Raw genomic sequence first — 906 nt, forward strand, 5'->3', positions numbered from 1 at the left:
GCTGGGTAGCTATGTACGGAAGGGATAAGCGCTGAAAGCATCTAAGCGTGAAGCCCCCCTCAAGATGAGATTTCCCAATTAGTAAGACCCCTTGAAGACGACGAGGTAGATAGGTTGGGGGTGGAAGTGCAGTAATGCATGGAGCTGACCAATACTAATCGGTCGAGGGCTTATCCTAAAAAATAAAACGCAAATAAGTTTCGGATCCAGTTTTCAGGGTGTAACCTTGAAATTGCGCTTGATATTCCAAATCACTTTGGTGAGTTAAAGAATAACTTGCGGAGTTTTGCTAAGCGAGTCCATTTATATGGAGAGATACCCAAGTGGCTATAAGGGGACCCTCTGCTAAGGGGTTAGACTGCGAAAGTGGTGCGAGGGTTCGAATCCCTCTCTCTCCGCCATAAATTTATTGAAACCAGAACTTATTTTGCAAGGCCCGTTGGTCAAGGGGTTAAGACACCTCCCTTTCACGGAGGTAACAGGGGTTCGAATCCCCTACGGGTCATATTATGGAGGCTTAGCTCAGCTGGGAGAGCATCTGCCTTACAAGCAGAGGGTCGGGGGTTCGATCCCCTCAGCCTCCACCATTGTGCCGGTGTAGCTCAACTGGTAGAGCAACTGACTTGTAATCAGTAGGTTGGGGGTTCAAGTCCTCTCGCCGGCACCATTTTTGAATTTTGAAAAATCTAGGGAACTGTGGTGTAGAGGCCTAACATGCCTGCCTGTCACGCAGGAGATCGCGGGTTCGAATCCCGTCAGTTCCGCCATTTTAAATTCATATATAATTGGCATATAAAGTGCGGATTATATGATGTAGTAATAAAATAAAATATGGCTCGGTAGCTCAGTCGGTAGAGCAGAGGACTGAAAATCCTCGTGTCGGCGGTTCGATTCCGTCCCGAGCCA

6 tRNA genes and 1 rRNA gene are annotated in these 906 nt (G+C 47.7%); all 7 read left to right on the forward strand.

The annotated features are described in order from the left end of the window. Nucleotides 1–178 (forward strand): 23S ribosomal RNA (locus G9G54_RS24795); the annotation flags it as partial. Nucleotides 179–309: 131 nt separating this feature from the next. Further along, nucleotides 310–401: transfer RNA gene (locus G9G54_RS24800), tRNA-Ser, on the forward strand. A 32-nt stretch (nucleotides 402–433) separates the two neighbouring features. Further along, nucleotides 434–505 (forward strand) — tRNA-Glu (locus G9G54_RS24805). Nucleotides 506–511: 6 nt separating this feature from the next. After that, nucleotides 512–587: transfer RNA gene (locus G9G54_RS24810), tRNA-Val, on the forward strand. Nucleotides 588–591: 4 nt separating this feature from the next. After that, a tRNA-Thr gene (locus G9G54_RS24815) sits at nucleotides 592–667 on the forward strand. A gap of 23 nt (nucleotides 668–690) precedes the next feature. Next, nucleotides 691–767 (forward strand) — tRNA-Asp (locus G9G54_RS24820). A gap of 66 nt (nucleotides 768–833) precedes the next feature. Continuing rightward, nucleotides 834–906: transfer RNA gene (locus G9G54_RS24825), tRNA-Phe, on the forward strand.

The organism is Paenibacillus sp. EKM212P, from assembly GCF_011066115.1.
GTDB classification, from domain to species: Bacteria; Bacillota; Bacilli; order Paenibacillales; family Paenibacillaceae; genus Paenibacillus; species Paenibacillus polymyxa_B.